A 15,127-nucleotide genomic window follows, 5' to 3' on the forward strand; every position below is an offset into this window, starting at 1 on the left:
TAAAATATGCGATTAAAAACACTCGTGCTTGCCTCAGCTTTGCTTTCAGCTTCAACGCTTTGGGCAAAGGTAGAAGTAAGTCCGCTTTTTGTTCAGCTTTCTGATGCAATGGCAGAGAGTAAAAAAGGGGAATTTGCAAAATCCAGCGAAAATTTGACCGCTTTACAGCACAATTTTAAGCAGATTAGCCAACACAATTCCCCCGTAGGAAACGAGGTACAAACCGCCCTTAAAAAAGCGATTGAATCCCCCTCTGCTGAACACTTGGAAAACCTTGCTAAAAAGCTATATGCGTTTGAAAAAGAACAAAATCCAAGTGGTTATGCCGAAAAACATCAGGATTTTGTAGCGAAAATGACACCGCTTTATACAGAGCTTGCTCAAACCGTGCCGACTCAAGAGATCGCAAAAATCAAATGGGCGGCTTATCAGTTTGGCAAGAATTGGGTAAAACAGGAAAAAGCAGTACGGGAGATCAGCCTAACTCATTATGGCAAATTTGAGCGTATTCTCGGTTTAATGCGAATTAATCTGAATGCTGAAAAGCCAGATATAGAAAAGATTAGTAAGTTGGTTTCCGAACTTGGTGTGGTAATGGCGGAATTTAAGCAAGTTAAAGTGAAATAGTAAAAAATCGGGGCAAATCACTTGCCCCGATAACACTAAAATAACGCCCAAATCGGTTTACATTCTTGGGGTAATTCCAAACTTCTGCCGAGTTCAATCCAGCCGGTTGGGTAGTGGAAATCAGAACCGACCGAGCCATATAAGTCAAACTCTTTTGCCCAGCGGGTCAGTAGCTGCCGTTGGTCGGGTGTTTGTCCACAACCTGATACTTCTATGCCATCGCCTCCGGCTTGTTTGAAATCTGCGATTAAACGGCGAACCCAACGAGCGGTCATTTTATAACGTAATGGGTGAGCAATCGAAATCACACCGCCTGCGGTGTGGGTAACATTCACCGCTTCTTCTAAACTACTCCATCTCGGTTTAACATAGGCAGGCTTCCCCATTCCCAAATAACGCTTGAAGGCGTGTTCAATATTGCGAACATAGCCCTGCTCATACAAAAAACGCCCATAATGAGCCCGAGTCACTTCGCCTGTTGCCAAGGCTTTTGCCCCTTCATAAGCATTCGCAATCCCGACTTTTGCTAATTTTTCGCCAATTTCGACCGCTCGCTCTTCCCTTAATTGGGCTTGATTGTCCAAAAAACTCACCAATTCCTCGTTGTTTTCATCAATATTCAACGCCGCAAGATGAATGCTTTTTTCTTGCCATAAAATTGAGATTTCCACCCCGGAGATAAACTCAAGCGGTTGATTTTGGGCAAAATTTTTCGCCTCTCTAATGCCCGAAATCGTATCGTGATCGGTTAAAGCTAACATTGTTACCCCTTGCTCCACCGCACGTTGAACCAATTCAGTCGGGGAAAGTACACCATCAGAGGCGGTACTGTGGGCATGTAAATCATATTTCATTTTATTTATCCTTAAATTAAGCTGGCAGTCCTAAAAAATTGGCGATAGGCTTCGGTTTTGTTGGCTAAGCTGAGTGGGTAAGCTCTCGAAGTCGAAGGCAGACGATATAAATAAAGTTCTCTTGTAGCGGAATAAGGATAGACCACACATTCGTTGGTTTTCGGTGCTTTGTGTTTTTCCGGCAATAAACCGAGCAATGTATCGGTTGCCAAACCACCTGTGGTAAATAACCATTTTAGTTTAGGTAATTTGAGCAACAGTTCGTCCATATCGATAGGATCAACAATTTTTAAATCTTTATCTGAAGCATTTCCTTTTAAACGAATTGCTGTTTTTGCCGAAGAACAAAGAGCAATGCCCTTTTCTCGCAAAAATGCCTCAATCCGAACAGGGTCAAAGCGTTTTTCTTCGCCCACTCGGAAATAGTCAGGGTCATCATAAAAAATATTGCCCATAATTCGCCACATATCATTTTGGAAATTCGGGTAATGAAATTCCATACAACGCTTTTCCGATGTTGGGGGAAAAGTGCCGACCATCACCACTGTTGCTTGTTCAGGCAAAATAGGGTCAAACGGGTGCTGTTCTAGCAGTAAATTATCTATTGTCATTTCATCAACTCTTTTAACATCTTGAGCTTTTCGGTTTTATCTAGAGGCTGTTCCGCTACTCTGTTAAGCTCGCTCAGCAATTTTTCATCTTTTGCAACATTTTGACCATAAATGACCGCTTGTTGTTGCGAAATCAGCTCTGCGTAAGCGGTCAAGTTTTCCAATAATTTTACCTTTGCCGGATTATCATGATGTTGTTGGAACAAGTCGTCAATCGATTGGGCGAATTGTTCGGCTTTTGCCTCAATTTGCTGGTTGCAATGTTTCTGCCATTTGATCTGCTCGGCTCGACTGAGTGTTTGTGGATAGTGCCTTGCTCGGTAATGGAATAGTAACGCCTCTACTCGAGGATCTTCAAATTTCAAGCCGTGGTTGGCTAAATCTTCAGGCGGTAGCGTGCGTAAAATCGCCATATTATTTTTATCCGCAGGCGAGAAAAAGCCATCATACAAAGTGGTTTCTACATTGGTCGCCGGCTCAAACGTGCGTTCTTCATTAAAAATTTCAATCACTTTTTCCCGAACGAGCGATTTCTGTGCTTTTAAGGTTTTCAAATTTTCCAAACATAAAGCTCTGTCTATGCCTAAACGCTCTGCATTTTCAGGCAGTAAGGTTTTTGCCGGTGCTAAAATCGGACATTTATTGATATGCACTAATTTTAACGGCACAGGTAGCTCATTTTCGGCTAATTCATCTCGTTTGGTGTATAAGCGTTGGCGTAAAACCTCCGCATTTTCAGTCAATAAACCATTCATATCGCCCGATAAATCACACACAATTACGGCGTTTTGGTTAGTTGGGTGCCAAGCAAGCGGCACAACCCAAGCGGTATTGCCCCGATAATTGCCCAGCATACCGGAAACGTGTACAAGCGGTGTCATTTCGCCGGTGTCAATTAACTTCTCCACTTCTTTTTTACTGCGTAAATTAAAGAAAAAATCGAACAGTTTCGGCTGTTTTTGCTTAATTAATTTTGCCATTGCAATGGTGGCATATACATCGGACATCGCATCGTGTGCATTTTCGTGAGCAATGCCATTGGCTTTGGTAAGATTTTCCAACTTAAAACTCGGCATACCCGCTTCGTCTGTTGGCCACTCAATACCATCAGGTCGTAACGCATAGCAGGCACGCACTAAATCCAATAAATCCCAACGTGAATTGCCGTTTTTCCAGCTATATTCATAAGGATCGTAAAAATTGCGGAAGAAGGTATAACGGGTCATCTCATCATCATAACGAATATTGTTATAACCGATAGTACAAGTATTCGCTCGGCTAAATTCAGCGTGAATTCGGGCTGCAAATTCCGGCTCAGATACACCTTCAGCGTTACATTGTTGCGGTGTAATCCCGGTAACCATCACCGCTTCGGGGCTGGGTAAATAATCCGGCGTTTGCTTACAAAAAAACATTACCGGTTCACCGATAATATTAAAATCCGCATCGGTTCGAATACCGGCAAATTGTGCCGGACGATCTAACACCGGACTTACGCCGAAACTTTCATAATCGTAAAAGAAAAAAGAGAATTTATCGCTCATTCGTTCAATTTGTTAGAAAAAATTGGGGTGATTGTAGCACAGTAAGGCAGAAAGGAGGGAATACAAGCGGTCAATTTCCGTTAGAAATTTGCAAATGCTAAAATAAAAAAAAGCCCCTAATCAAAAAAAGCGAAAAGGGGCGGAGGTCTTACCTAAGGAAATATGAAAAAAACTTGCATAAATCTGTTACATATACTCAGACTGCCTAACTGAACGAAAGTTCATTAAAAAATAAAAAATTTTTTAACACCAAGCAAAATCAGATTTAACTACTTGCAATGCTTATATAGACTCACAAATTTGCAAATAATTCCGTAAAATTATTATATTTCCCCCTATTTTCTTGTAGAATACGGAACGTTTCTTATATTAAAACTCACAATAAAGAATTTGAGGTATTCAATGTCTAAATTTCCAACAATTTCGGAAATCCTATCCGGCAAAGTAGCGGTAGGTGAAGAAGCGACAGTGCGTGGTTGGGTGCGTACCCGCCGTGATTCAAAAGCCGGTTTATCATTCTTGAGCGTTTACGATGGTTCTTGCTTTGACCCAATTCAAGCGATTATTAATAACGATCTACCAAATTATAATGACGAAGTATTACGTTTAACCGCAGGTTGCTCTGTGGTGGTGACCGGTAAAGTTGTGGAATCTCCTGCTGAAGGTCAAGCCGTTGAATTACAAGCAAGTAAAGTGGAAGTGCTTGGTTGGGTGGAAGATCCTGACACCTACCCAATGGCAGCGAAACGCCACTCTATCGAATATTTACGTGAGGTTGCTCACCTACGCCCTCGTACGAACTTAATTGGTGCGGTTGCTCGTGTTCGCCACTGTTTAGCTCAAGCAATCCACCGTTTCTTCCACGAACAAGGTTTCTATTGGGTTGCTACACCTGTAATTACCGCTTCAGATACCGAAGGTGCAGGTGAAATGTTCCGTGTTTCTACACTGGATTTAGAAAATCTACCTCGTGGTGAAAACGGCAAAGTGGATTTTAACCAAGATTTCTTCGGTAAAGAATCGTTCTTAACTGTATCCGGTCAGTTAAATGCCGAAACTTATGCGTGTGCTTTAAGTAAAGTTTATACTTTCGGCCCGACATTCCGTGCAGAAAACTCAAACACTACCCGCCACTTAGCAGAATTTTGGATGATGGAGCCGGAAGTTGCTTTTGCCGACTTAAACGACAATGCAAAATTAGCCGAAGATATGCTGAAATATGTGTTTAAAGCAGTGCTTGCAGAACGTAAAGACGATATGGAGTTTTTCGTTAAACACGTGGATAAAGATGCGATTAGTCGTTTAGAAAACTTCATCAATTCGCCGTTTGCTCAAGTGGATTACACCGATGCGATTGAGATCTTATTGAAATCAGGCAAAGAATTTGAATTCCCTGTGTCTTGGGGGATCGACCTTTCCTCTGAACACGAGCGTTTCTTAGCCGAAGAACATTTTAAATCGCCGGTGGTCGTGAAAAACTATCCAAAAGATATTAAAGCCTTCTATATGCGTTTAAATGATGACGGCAAAACAGTTGCTGCAATGGACGTTTTAGCCCCGGAAATCGGTGAAATCATCGGTGGTTCTCAACGTGAAGAACGTTTAGAAGTATTAGATAAGCGTATGAATGAAATGGGCTTAAACCCTGAAGATTACTGGTGGTATCGTGATTTACGTAAATACGGTACGGTGCCTCACTCAGGTTTTGGTTTAGGTTTCGAGCGTTTAATCGTGTATGTGACCGGTTTACAAAACATTCGTGATGTAATCCCATTCCCTCGTGCTCCACGAAATGCAAACTTCTAATTTGCAAAAAAGTTAGAAAATTTAACCGCTTGCAAGCGGTCAAAAAAGGCGAAAATTTTACCATTTTCGCCTTTTGTTTTCTGTTTAAACTAGCCTTTCAAGGTTTTATTTGGCTCTTTCGCTATTTCTCTTGCCAGCTTTGGCACAAGATAGCCTGAAGTGATACGCTGTAATTCTCGGTAAATCTCACCAGCCTGTTCATCTTCAATATAGAAATGGCTCGCCCCTGCCACTTTATCAAATAAATGCAAATAGTAAGGCAAAATCCCATATTCAAAAAGTTTATCACTTAACCTTTTTAAAGTTTGAGCATTATCATTTATCCCTTTTAACATCACTGATTGATTCAGCAGTACAACGCCAGCTTTTTTCAGTTGAGCCATTTTGTTCGCAAAAACAGCATCAATTTCATTGGCGTGATTAATATGGGTAACCAACACCACATTCAAGCGAGATTTTGATAACCGTTCACATAATTCTGTCGTAATTCGATTGGGAATAACGACCGGCAAGCGTGAATGAATACGCAGGGTTTTGATATGCGAAATCTGCTCTAATTGCGTTAATATCCAATCTAATTCCTGATCTTTTGCCATTAGCGGATCACCACCGGACAGAATCACTTCCTCCAGCTCGGGATGCTCAGCAATATAAGTTAGTCCCTGTTGCCACACAGCTTTACCACTTTTCACTTCCTCATAAGGGAAATGACGGCGGAAACAGTAACGGCAGTTAATCGCACAACTGTTTTTAAGCATAAATAACAAACGGTTGTGGTATTTATGTAAAATATTCGGTGCCGGGCTTTGTTGCTCTTCCAATGGATCTACCACAAACCCCTCTGCCTCAATAAATTCCGCCTGTGACGACATTGCTTGCAAAAAAAGCGGATCGTTCGGATTACCCTTTTCCATTTTTTCGGCAAATGCTCTTGGCACTCGAAGAGCAAATAATTTACGGGCAGCTATATCGCCCTCAAAATCATTTGGATTGAGTTCAAGAAATTGCAATAAGTCGATAGAGTTATTAAAGGCTTGAGCCAGTTCGGTTAGCCAAAGAGGTTTGATTTGAATTGGTTGCATTTAATATGGTGGGGGCAAGTTTTAACTTGCCCACTAATAAAGTTGTTAAGGAAGTAAATTACATTGTAGCGGTGTGCCATTCGGGTTTACCATCACCACAGGTGGTGTTTGCCCCGGTTGAGCCGCTGCTAAATATTGCACGCCTGAAATACAATAACGGCGATAACCATCGGTTTTTTCCACTAAAAACGGATCAATTTGACCGCCAATGCTCTTGAATTCTGCAATAGCCGGAGCTACCCCACTTGCAACATTTTGTGCAGAATTGACCGCTTGTGCACTTGTATCCGCAGGCTGGCTTGGCTGATTTGCGTGTGCATTCGATGACATCATATCACCTAGAATATAACCGGCGGCGGCTCCCATCGCCACATTCGCCATCGTGCTGCCTTGACGCACTTGTGGTTGAGCAGTTGCACTGTTTGGTGTGTTCGCAAAAGTAGCATCTTTTTGCTGCGTTTGCTGGTTTGTGGTTGATTTTTGAGAAGCCACTGGCTTAGTTACTACCGCCCTTGACGGGCTAACTGAGCGGAAACTCCCGCCTCCACGCTTTGCCTCTGCAACAGTTGCAACAGAAACGGCTAAAATCGCAGAAAGGGTAATCAGTTTTTTCATTCGCATTCCTTTTAATAAAGTTGAAAAATTATAGCAAAAATCTCAAGAGATCTTTCGCTAATTTTGTGAATTTAGGTTATTATATGGCTCTTTTTGACAAACCCAATAGGGTTGGGTTCAAAATTTGTTAATTTATTGTTATTTTTTAAATAATTGAGGAAATAATGGCTAGCTACAGCACTAACGACTTTAAAAAAGGTTTAAAATTTATTCAAGATGGCGAACCTTGTGTAATCGTTGAAAACGAATTCGTAAAACCGGGTAAAGGTCAAGCATTTACCCGTACTAAAATCCGTAAATTAATCTCCGGTAAAGTATTAGAAATCAACTTCAAATCAGGCACTTCCGTTGAAGCGGCTGATGTAGTAGATTCTAACTACAACTACTCTTACAGCGATGGCGATTTCTGGTACTTTATGCACCCAGAAACCTTTGAACAAATCTCGGTAGATGAAAAAGCTTTAGGCGACAACGTAAAATGGTTGGTTGATAACGCAGAATGTATCGTTACTTTATGGAACGGTTCAGCGATTGCAGTCACACCACCAAACTTCGTTGAGTTAGAAATCGTTGAAACCGACCCGGGCTTAAAAGGCGATACCGCAGGTACAGGTGGTAAACCGGCAACATTAAGCACCGGTGCGGTGGTAAACGTACCTTTATTCGTTCAAATCGGTGAAGTTATCCGTGTGGATACCCGTTCAGGCGAATATGTTTCTCGCGTAAAATAATTTAGCTTCTTCTACAAGCGGTCGTTTTTGGTCAATTTTTTGCTAAAAACGACCGCTTGTTTTTTTACCTATCCCCTCAGTAAATCAATTAACGCTTTCAGCAAAGGCGAATGCTGGCGGCGGTTGGGGTAATAGAGATGATAGCCTTCATACTGCATTGCCCAGTCGGTTAGAATCGGCACAAGGCTGCCGTTATCCAAATCAGTTTGAATACTGTCTTGCGGACTCCAAAGAATACCTAAGCCTTGCTTGGCATAGTGTTGCAGCAAGAAGCCGTTGTTGGCAGTAAGATTGCCCTGTGGTTGGAATTTGACGATTTTCTTGGTGATCGGATCCCGAAATTCCCACGCCAGAATACCGCCCAGTGTGGCAAGGCGATGTTTAAGGCAATAGTGTTCGGTTAAATCAAAGGGCGTTTTCGGCGTGCCGTGTTGTGCCAAATAGTCAGGGCTGGCAGCAGCGGCCATTTTCACATCAGGCGAAATGCGTAACGCAATCATATCTTTCGCTACATCTGCCCCTAGCCGAATGCCGGCATCAAAACGCTCGGCGACAATATCTACAAAGCGATCTTCCGCCACCAGTTCCAATGCTACTTCAGGGTAACGTTTGGCAAACTCAGCGAATTTATCTGCCAGCACATCACGAAAAACGTGTTCGTTGCCGTTAATTCTCAGTGTGCCTTTTAACGCATTGCGAAACTCACTCAGCCCGTTCACTTCTTGGTCGATTTCATCAAACAGCGGTAACAGCCGTTGATACAGCCTCTCCCCTGCCTCGGTGGTTGAAATGCTACGGGTAGTGCGATGAAACAGCTTGATTTGCAACCGCTCTTCAATCCCCCGAATGCTATGCGACAACGCCGACTGCGACACGCCCATCTGTGCTGCTGCTTTGGTAAAACTGCTCGTTTGTGCTACCAGTAAAAAGGCTCTTAAATCGTTGAGGTTTTCTTTCATTTAACCACCTTATTAATGAATTTTTCTCATTACTTCAAGCGATTTTACCCTACTAATCAAATGCAATCTACACCGCTATACTGACTTCATTAATTCAATGGAGAAAAACAATGAAACAAATCTTAATTTTAGGAGCAAGCGGTAGCCTTGCGAATGTCGTTATTCCTGAACTTCTAAAAGATGATAATGTGCAATTAACTCTTTTCGTCCGTCGTCCACAGTCGGTAGCGAAATTTAAAAATAAACGCGTCAAAATCGTACAAGGCGATGTGTTGGATTTCAACGCATTAACCCAAGTGATGCAAGGCATTGATGCCGTTTACGCCGGGCTTGCCGGCAACTTAAAACCGATGGCAGAAAATGTAGTTAAAGCAATGAATGAAGCCCAAGTAAAACGCTTGGTTTGGATTAGCTCAATGGGGATTTACGGCGAAACCGGCGAAGATCACGGGGCAATTTTAGAGCCTTACCGCCAATCGGCAGCCGTGATTGAAGCCTCCGAGTTGGATTATACCGTTGTCCGCCCGGGCTGGTTTACCAACGGTTCGGAAGTGCAATATCAACTGACTCACAAAGGCGAAGCATTCAAAGGGCACAGCGTTTCCCGCAAATCCATTGCCGATTTTGTAGCTCACATTTTGCGTGAAAACATTGAAATCCGTGAAAGTGTTGGTATTGCAGCCTAACAAGCGGTGAAAAACCAAATAAAATTTGCAAAAATCAGAAGGAAATCACAATGAACCTACAACAAATTCAAGATCGTTTAGCACTGAAAGATTTAGTAGATACATTCTCCAACTTTGCCGATGAAAAAAAGGTTGCCGAGCAGATGTCGCTTTTTACGCCCGATGCGATTGTGCATACCTACATTGGCGGAAAATTGGTGTTTGAAATGCACGGTGTGACGGAAATCGAACAGGTATTTACCACCTTTTTAACCCCGTTTCACCGTGTTTATCATCTAAACGGTCAACATACCGTCACTTTTATTGATGAAAATAACGCCACTGCGATTAACTATTGTGCAGTAAAACTGGTAGAAACCAAAGAGGGTAAAGAGATCTTACACGACCACAGCGTGCGTTATGCCGATACCTACGTTAGGCAAGACGGCAAATGGTTAATTGCCAAACGGATTGCGAATTTTATGATTAGCGAAAGCCGTGAAATCAGTCAATAACAAGCGGTTAAATTTAGCTAAAAATTTGCAATTCTATTTGATCTTATTAAAACAGCAAAATTCTTTGGGGGAAACCGAGGAATTTTGCTTTAGTCTTTAAGTCTGTTTCAATTAAGTGTAGAATAATCCGTTATTTTTATTGATACATTTAGAGAGAACTATGAGCGAAGAAATTTTAACGGCAGAAACAGGCACTCGAGCCAATTTTATTACCCACATTATTGATGAAGATTTAGCAAACGGAAAGCACAACAACGTTTACACTCGTTTTCCACCTGAACCAAACGGTTATTTGCATATCGGCCACGCTAAATCGATCTGCTTAAACTTTGGTATCGCTCAAGATTATAACGGTTTATGCAACTTACGTTTTGATGATACCAACCCGGTTAAAGAAGACGTAGAGTATGTAGATTCAATTAAACAAGATGTGGAATGGCTAGGTTTTAAATGGGAGGGCGAGCCTCGTTATGCTTCAGACTATTTTGACCAGCTTTATGGCTATGCGATTGAGTTAATCAACAAAGGATTAGCCTATGTTGATGAATTATCGCCTGATGAAATGCGTGAATATCGTGGAACTTTAACCGAGCCGGGCAAAAACAGCCCTTACCGTGATCGTAGCGTGGAAGAAAACTTAGCGTTATTCGAAAAAATGAAAAACGGAGAGTTTGCCGAAGGAAAAGCCTGCTTGAGAGCTAAAATTGATATGGCGTCCCCGTTTATTGTGATGCGAGACCCTGTACTTTACCGTGTAAAATTTGCTCACCATCACCAAACCGGTGATAAATGGTGCATCTACCCGATGTATGATTTTACCCACTGCATTTCTGATGCGATTGAGCGAATCACACACTCACTATGTACGTTAGAATTCCAAGATAACCGCCGCCTATATGATTGGGTGCTGGACAATATTTCGATTGAAAGACCATTACCGCACCAATACGAATTTTCACGTTTGAATTTAGAAGGCACTTTAACCTCTAAGCGTAAATTATTAAAATTAGTCACGGACGGCATTGTTGATGGTTGGAATGACCCTCGTATGCCAACCATTTCCGGCCTACGCCGCCGTGGTTATACCCCAGCGTCTTTACGTGAATTTTGTCGCCGTATTGGGGTTACAAAGCAAGATAACGTGGTTGAATACTCTGCACTTGAGGCCTGTATTCGTGAAGATTTAAATGAAAACGCACCACGAGCGATGGCCGTGATTAACCCTGTCCGAGTAGTGATTGAAAACTTCGGCGAAAAGGAAATCTTAAAAGCCCCTAATCACCCAAATCGTCCGGAGCTTGGCGAGCGTGATTTACCATTCACCCGTGAGCTTTATATTGATGAAGCAGACTTCCGTGAAGAAGCCAATAAGCAATATAAACGCTTGGTCTTAGGCAAAGAAGTACGTTTACGCAATGCCTATGTGATTAAAGCTGAGCGTGTGGAAAAAGATGCAAGCGGTCGAATTTCAACTATTTTTTGCACATACGACTCGGACACATTAGGCAAAAATCCGGCTGATGGTCGCAAAGTAAAAGGTGTGATTCATTGGGTATCTGCGGAAGATAACAAACCGGCAGAGTTCCGCATTTACGACCGTTTATTTACTGTGCCAAACCCGGGGGCGGAAGAAGACATCAATGCGGTGCTAAATCCTGAATCATTAGTGGTTAAGCACGGTTTTGTTGAGCCAAGTTTAGCACACGCCAAACCGGAACAAGGCTACCAATTCGAGCGTGAGGGTTACTACTGCTTAGACAGCAAAGACGGCTCTGCGGAGAATTTAGTTTTCAATTTAACCGTCAGCTTAAAAGAAAGCGTAGCGTTCTAATCTAACTATCTTCATTCAAATACCAGCAAATATGCTGGTATTTTTTTTTACCCTCAAAACGACTCATCAGGCATAAAAAAAGCCCCAATTCTGGGGCCACTCGGAAAGCAAATTTATGTGTTAGGTTGCTAAGCACAACACTTATTCTTGTTGCACTAAGGTTAAGCGAATTTACTAACAGTTTCAAATAAAATATGCAAAAAAGACTAACCAATGTTTAAATTTGTGATCTACTTCATATTTTTCTCACTAAATGATCGTAAAACTCCAAATTTTAAACATAAAAAAGCCCTCACGAGGAGGGCTATATATAAAGATTAAACAATACCTTGTTCTAACATCGCATTTGCCACTTTTTTAAAGCCTGCAATGTTTGCACCGTTTACATAGTTTACGAAACCATCTGCTTCAGTACCGTTTTCTACGCAGTTTTCGTGGATTGCTTTCATAATGTTGAATAAGCGTTGATCCACTTCTTCACGGCTCCAAGATAAACGAATTGCATTTTGGCTCATTTCTAAACCTGAAGTTGCTACACCACCTGCGTTAGCGGCTTTACCCGGTGCATAAAGGATTTTCGCACCGATAAACACTTCAACACCACCTAATGTCGTTGGCATATTCGCACCTTCTGCCACACAAATACAGCCGTTTTTCACTAACTCTTTAGCATCTTCGGTATCTAATTCGTTTTGAGTTGCACAAGGTAAAGCGATGTCACATTTCACGCCCCACGGTTTTTGACCGTCAAAGTATTTTAAGCCTTCTTCTTGTGCATATACAGATAAACGTTCACGGCGTTCGTTTTTAAGCTCTAATAATGCTTGTAATTGTGCTTCTGTCATACCGGATTCAGGGAATAATACATAGCCGTTAGAATCTGAAACCGTTAATACTTTACCGCCTTTTTGAATTACTTTTTCAGCCGCATATTGTGCCACGTTACCTGAACCGGAAATCACCACTGATTTACCTTCAATCTGCTGACATTTAGTCGCTAACATAGATTCTGCGAAATACACCGCACCATAACCTGTTGCTTCCGGACGAATCAAGCTACCGCCCCAAGTAAGCGATTTACCGGTTAATACTGACGTAAACTCATTGCGTAATTTTTTGTATTGACCGAACATATAGCCAATTTCACGACCACCCACGCCGATATCACCTGCCGGTACGTCAGTATCCGCACCAATGTGGCGATATAACTCGCTCATAAATGCTTGGCAGAAACGCATTACTTCGGCATCAGATTTGCCTTTCGGGTCAAAGTCTGAACCACCTTTACCACCGCCCATTGGCAATGTCGTTAACGCATTTTTGAATACTTGTTCAAAGGCTAAGAATTTCAGTACGCCCAAGTCCACAGTTGGGTGGAAACGGATACCACCTTTATACGGGCCGATTGCCGAATTCATCTGTACACGATAGCCACGGTTTACCTGCACCTGCCCTTTATCGTCCACCCAAGTTACACGGAAACTAATGACACGCTCAGGCTCAACAATACGCTCTAATAAACCTTGTTGGGTATATTTTGGATTTTTGGCTAAAAATGGGGCAAGGCTACCGAACACTTCTTCAACCGCTTGGTGGAAAGGTGCTTGGTTCGGATCACGTTGTTTGATTTTTTGAAAAAGTGCGTTTAAGTCGCTCATTTACTACTCCTGAATTTTATTTTGATGTTGTGTATTTAAGATGTGCGAAGTCTAGCAAGCAATTTAGCGTTTGAAAAGAGCGATTAGAAAAATTTATCATTAAAATAAGAAAAATTAAGTCCAGCTGCTGTTTTTTTACTCAAAAAATAAAGCCCACTTTGAAAGTGAGCTTTATTGATTCGGTAATCTGATTATTTTTGTTCCGCATTCGCATTGCTGTCATCAATTTTTGAGACTAACCCTTTAGCATCAAAATAAACAAACAGATTGCGTTGTTCAGGATCTTTATAACCTTCACGTTTAATAAACACATAATCCCAGCGGTGGGTTTCAAAAATGTTCTTCAACATTGGCGTGCCAAGCAAATATTCAACTTGTTCTGCTGTCATACCGACTTTGAGTTGAGCAATTTTATCTTGTTCTAAGTAATTGCCTTGTGGTACATCAATACGATAGACCACTTTCTCAACGGTTGAACAAGCCGTTACACCCAGTGCAAGTAACATTGCAGCTAAAAGAGATTTCATTTTCATAATTGACCTTTTGATAATCCAAAATTCAGATAACGAGATAATACCTAAACTGATAAAAATTTTCCATTATTTGTTACGTTCCAGCTGGTCACGCAGATTTGCCGGTAATCCTTTGATTGTCAGTGTGTCGTTTAGTTCATCCCAAATTAAACGCTCTCCTAATAATTCTGCGTTAAAGCTAATCGAGACCCCTTTGCCCGAGCCGGAAAATTTCGTCAGGGTTTTAAGGGCATTTCGCATAGGCGGAATATTCTCTTCCAAGCCGTATTCTTGCTCTTGCGTAAATTGAGCAAAATCAATTTCATTCAGTGTCGGTAATGCATTGGAAAGCTCATTTAACGCAATTTCCTCGCCACTATTTATCTGCCCTTTACAGTAATCAAACACCTGCTTTTTCACTTCTCGAGTTTGAGGGGCAGATAACTCCCCTTGCTCACAATAATCGCTCACCGCTTGCAACAAAGTTTGATTCTGCAGTTGTGGATTAAACCCTTCTTCCGCACTTAAGAAATCCATAAAGAAATCGGCAATTTTGCGTCCGACTCTGCCTTTCACAAAAGTTAAATAGCGGTTAGAGGTGGCATCAAGTTTCAATTCGGTTAAATTAATTCGACAAGCAATATCGTATTGTGCAATTTCCAAATACTGCGTTCGTTTGATCTCTAATTGCTCATCAACCAACATCGAATTGCGACTATCAATCAACGCAATGAACAAATATTCGGTGGCTAAAAAAGTGTAACGACACAAAATAAAGGTGCCGCCATCAGCAAACGGATATTTGATCAGCTCTGCAGCTAGCATTTTGGCACAGCTATGGCTAAAAGGTAAAAAATCGGTTTCTTGCTCCAATAGGCGGTTGAGCTGTTGAGCAAAAACCGACTCCGGCTTAAATATACCGTAAGCCTTTGCTTTACTTTGATAGGCTTGATGTAACTGCAACATCATTTGATCAACTTCAGGGGAAATTGCCAATAAATTTTCTCGCAAAAACGTATTAAGCTCCGGGTTCTCGCCCTCTGTTTTTTGTAATTGATGTAACACGATTTCAGAAACATTAATGCTCATTAATTCACTTCTCTTTATTCCAAATAAT

The 15,127-nt window shown here is 41.7% G+C and carries 15 protein-coding genes; 6 read left to right on the forward strand and 9 right to left on the reverse strand.

The genetic code is table 11. From position 1 onward, the window contains the following. The first annotated feature begins 6 nt into the window (after positions 1–6). On the forward strand, positions 7–627 hold the full coding sequence (locus EL242_RS07185; protein ID WP_172595354.1) for a Fe2+/Pb2+ permease: 621 nt from the start codon (positions 7–9) through the stop codon (positions 625–627). A 35-nt stretch (positions 628–662) separates the two neighbouring features. Here EL242_RS07185 and EL242_RS07190 read toward each other — a convergent pair whose 3' ends face one another. From EL242_RS07190 to sbcB, 3 genes are read right to left on the reverse strand one after another with little or no spacing between them, the layout of a single operon-like run. Beyond that, positions 663–1,481 carry a PHP domain-containing protein gene (locus tag EL242_RS07190; protein WP_126302089.1) on the reverse strand — a complete coding sequence of 273 codons (819 nt, stop codon included), beginning with the start codon at positions 1,479–1,481 and terminating at the stop codon, positions 663–665. A gap of 11 nt (positions 1,482–1,492) precedes the next feature. Continuing rightward, positions 1,493–2,092 carry a DNA glycosylase gene (locus EL242_RS07195; protein ID WP_126302090.1) on the reverse strand — a complete coding sequence of 200 codons (600 nt, stop codon included), beginning with the start codon at positions 2,090–2,092 and terminating at the stop codon, positions 1,493–1,495. Beyond that, entirely contained in the window at positions 2,089–3,636 is a 1,548-nt protein-coding gene (gene sbcB, locus EL242_RS07200) for an exodeoxyribonuclease I (RefSeq protein ID WP_126302091.1), read from the reverse strand. Before sbcB ends, EL242_RS07195 begins: the two co-directional genes overlap by 4 nt. A gap of 402 nt (positions 3,637–4,038) precedes the next feature. On the opposite strand from sbcB, the gene asnS reads away from it, so the two are divergent. Beyond that, positions 4,039–5,442, forward strand: a complete 1,404-nt coding sequence (gene asnS / locus EL242_RS07205; protein WP_126302092.1) for an asparagine--tRNA ligase — start codon at positions 4,039–4,041, stop codon at positions 5,440–5,442. A gap of 89 nt (positions 5,443–5,531) precedes the next feature. Here the strand turns inward: asnS and epmB are convergent, their stop codons facing one another. Together epmB and EL242_RS07215 are read right to left on the reverse strand one after the other, a co-directional pair. Beyond that, a complete protein-coding gene (epmB, locus tag EL242_RS07210) occupies positions 5,532–6,524 on the reverse strand; it encodes an EF-P beta-lysylation protein EpmB (RefSeq protein WP_126302093.1) in 993 nt (330 codons plus the stop codon). A 45-nt stretch (positions 6,525–6,569) separates the two neighbouring features. Further along, on the reverse strand, positions 6,570–7,139 hold the full coding sequence (locus EL242_RS07215) for a hypothetical protein (protein WP_126302094.1): 570 nt from the start codon (positions 7,137–7,139) through the stop codon (positions 6,570–6,572). 164 nt (positions 7,140–7,303) lie between these two features. Here EL242_RS07215 and efp point away from each other — a divergent pair, with 164 nt between their 5' ends. Then, on the forward strand, positions 7,304–7,870 hold the full coding sequence (gene efp, locus EL242_RS07220) for an elongation factor P (protein ID WP_006250738.1): 567 nt from the start codon (positions 7,304–7,306) through the stop codon (positions 7,868–7,870). A gap of 68 nt (positions 7,871–7,938) precedes the next feature. Here efp and EL242_RS07225 read toward each other — a convergent pair whose 3' ends face one another. Further along, entirely contained in the window at positions 7,939–8,829 is an 891-nt protein-coding gene (locus EL242_RS07225) for a LysR family transcriptional regulator (RefSeq protein WP_126302095.1), read from the reverse strand. A 110-nt stretch (positions 8,830–8,939) separates the two neighbouring features. On the opposite strand from EL242_RS07225, the gene EL242_RS07230 reads away from it, so the two are divergent. From EL242_RS07230 to glnS, 3 genes are all read left to right on the forward strand, one after another. Continuing rightward, on the forward strand, positions 8,940–9,515 hold the full coding sequence (locus tag EL242_RS07230) for an NAD(P)H-binding protein (RefSeq protein ID WP_126302096.1): 576 nt from the start codon (positions 8,940–8,942) through the stop codon (positions 9,513–9,515). A gap of 50 nt (positions 9,516–9,565) precedes the next feature. Beyond that, positions 9,566–10,009: a nuclear transport factor 2 family protein gene (locus tag EL242_RS07235; protein ID WP_126302097.1), complete on the forward strand. Its 444-nt coding sequence runs from the start codon at positions 9,566–9,568 to the stop codon at positions 10,007–10,009. 160 nt (positions 10,010–10,169) lie between these two features. Continuing rightward, positions 10,170–11,840 carry a glutamine--tRNA ligase gene (glnS, locus tag EL242_RS07240; RefSeq protein ID WP_126302098.1) on the forward strand — a complete coding sequence of 557 codons (1,671 nt, stop codon included), beginning with the start codon at positions 10,170–10,172 and terminating at the stop codon, positions 11,838–11,840. Between the two features lie 317 nt (positions 11,841–12,157). On the opposite strand, the gene gdhA is transcribed toward glnS, so the two are convergent. From gdhA to yejK, 3 genes are all read right to left on the reverse strand, one after another. Beyond that, on the reverse strand, positions 12,158–13,498 hold the full coding sequence (gene gdhA, locus EL242_RS07245; protein ID WP_126302099.1) for an NADP-specific glutamate dehydrogenase: 1,341 nt from the start codon (positions 13,496–13,498) through the stop codon (positions 12,158–12,160). 191 nt (positions 13,499–13,689) lie between these two features. After that, complete coding sequence (bamE, locus tag EL242_RS07250) at positions 13,690–14,031, reverse strand: outer membrane protein assembly factor BamE (RefSeq protein ID WP_126302100.1); 342 nt, start codon at positions 14,029–14,031, stop codon at positions 13,690–13,692. A 66-nt stretch (positions 14,032–14,097) separates the two neighbouring features. Further along, on the reverse strand, positions 14,098–15,099 hold the full coding sequence (gene yejK / locus EL242_RS07255) for a nucleoid-associated protein YejK (protein WP_126302101.1): 1,002 nt from the start codon (positions 15,097–15,099) through the stop codon (positions 14,098–14,100). Positions 15,100–15,127 lie beyond the last annotated feature (28 nt).

Origin of the sequence: Mannheimia haemolytica (assembly GCA_900638155.1) — a bacterium.
Lineage (GTDB): Bacteria > Pseudomonadota > Gammaproteobacteria > Enterobacterales > Pasteurellaceae > Mannheimia > Mannheimia glucosida.

Excerpts from the sequence above, each read along its gene's own strand:
- EL242_RS07225 (WP_126302095.1), bottom strand. The coding sequence starts at position 8,829 with ATGAAAGAAAACCTCAACGATTTAAGAGCCTTTTTACTGGTAGCACAA.
- EL242_RS07190 (WP_126302089.1), bottom strand. The coding sequence starts at position 1,481 with ATGAAATATGATTTACATGCCCACAGTACCGCCTCTGATGGTGTACTT.
- epmB (WP_126302093.1), bottom strand. The coding sequence starts at position 6,524 with ATGCAACCAATTCAAATCAAACCTCTTTGGCTAACCGAACTGGCTCAA.
- EL242_RS07185 (WP_172595354.1), top strand. The coding sequence starts at position 7 with ATGCGATTAAAAACACTCGTGCTTGCCTCAGCTTTGCTTTCAGCTTCA.
- efp (WP_006250738.1), top strand. The coding sequence starts at position 7,304 with ATGGCTAGCTACAGCACTAACGACTTTAAAAAAGGTTTAAAATTTATT.
- yejK (WP_126302101.1), bottom strand. The coding sequence starts at position 15,099 with ATGAGCATTAATGTTTCTGAAATCGTGTTACATCAATTACAAAAAACA.
- bamE (WP_126302100.1), bottom strand. The coding sequence starts at position 14,031 with ATGAAAATGAAATCTCTTTTAGCTGCAATGTTACTTGCACTGGGTGTA.
- EL242_RS07235 (WP_126302097.1), top strand. The coding sequence starts at position 9,566 with ATGAACCTACAACAAATTCAAGATCGTTTAGCACTGAAAGATTTAGTA.
- glnS (WP_126302098.1), top strand. The coding sequence starts at position 10,170 with ATGAGCGAAGAAATTTTAACGGCAGAAACAGGCACTCGAGCCAATTTT.
- EL242_RS07215 (WP_126302094.1), bottom strand. The coding sequence starts at position 7,139 with ATGAAAAAACTGATTACCCTTTCTGCGATTTTAGCCGTTTCTGTTGCA.
- sbcB (WP_126302091.1), bottom strand. The coding sequence starts at position 3,636 with ATGAGCGATAAATTCTCTTTTTTCTTTTACGATTATGAAAGTTTCGGC.
- gdhA (WP_126302099.1), bottom strand. The coding sequence starts at position 13,498 with ATGAGCGACTTAAACGCACTTTTTCAAAAAATCAAACAACGTGATCCG.
- EL242_RS07230 (WP_126302096.1), top strand. The coding sequence starts at position 8,940 with ATGAAACAAATCTTAATTTTAGGAGCAAGCGGTAGCCTTGCGAATGTC.
- EL242_RS07195 (WP_126302090.1), bottom strand. The coding sequence starts at position 2,092 with ATGACAATAGATAATTTACTGCTAGAACAGCACCCGTTTGACCCTATT.
- asnS (WP_126302092.1), top strand. The coding sequence starts at position 4,039 with ATGTCTAAATTTCCAACAATTTCGGAAATCCTATCCGGCAAAGTAGCG.